Origin of the sequence: Martinezella rhizogenes (assembly GCF_007002745.1) — a bacterium.
Taxonomy (GTDB): domain Bacteria; phylum Pseudomonadota; class Alphaproteobacteria; order Rhizobiales; family Rhizobiaceae; genus Agrobacterium; species Agrobacterium cucumeris.
The window spans coordinates 1-829 of sequence record NZ_SGNY01000025.1; the positions used below are offsets into that span (position 1 = coordinate 1).

The window sequence follows — 829 nt, forward strand, 5'->3', positions numbered from 1 at the left end:
TTCCAGAACAGCGCGACCAACCTTATAGATATCGTCGGCATACTCCGGCAGGATCTCACCGAGAACCGGTGTCGCAATATCTTCGGTGACTTCACCATACTGGACGATGACCTTGTTGCCGGTGCCCTGGGAATAGCGGATACGGCCGACCGGAGCATCGCACTGCCGTTCCTTGACGTTAACCTTTGCGGTGCTCACGACAGGCGCCCACGCGTACATGGATTCACCGCTGACAACGGCATGGTCCTGAACAACCGTGAAGGGCAGAGCTTGAATAAGGTCGTTGCAGAGTTCGGGGTTTTCCTTCGTCGCGAGATAGGCAATGACGCTGATGCCCAGCGGCTCCCAGGTAAGCCGTACCTTTTGACCGTCGCGGATCTGAACACGCCGAGAGGGATCGGCCAGGGCCGCGATGGAACCTTCCGGGGTCTCGTAAGTGAGATGTTTTCCGATGCTCCAAGGGAAGTAATGGAATGACCAGGCGGCCAAACGGTTGAGGTAACCCAGGAACGCCTTGACGGCCTCAACCGCCTCGTCGCGGCTACCAGCCGTCGGAAGATATTTGGTGATCGCTTCGGCAAAAGCGCCCATTTCCTGCAAGCCGCTGTAGCGCAGATAGTTGCTGTATGCGTAGTCAAAGCGGTGCACGAGTGCGCAGCACTGCTCGAGGGTAAATCGCTCATCCTGGAACGTCAGCAGCAACGGATACCACGTGTACATCGACTGGTCGCGCAGCATGCCGTTCACGAAGTCGAGGTTCGTGAAGTATTGGTTGTTTGTCCCGACCGCGAAGGTGCCGGTCCGGATATCATGAAGCTCCTTCGGCTCG

General features: G+C 57.4%; 1 protein-coding gene. It reads right to left on the minus strand.

Features of this window, described 5'->3' with window-relative positions:
• A partial coding sequence (locus tag EXN68_RS27320; protein ID WP_142843699.1) for a cucumopine synthase-related protein occupies nucleotides 1-829 on the minus strand: 829 nt, incomplete at both ends.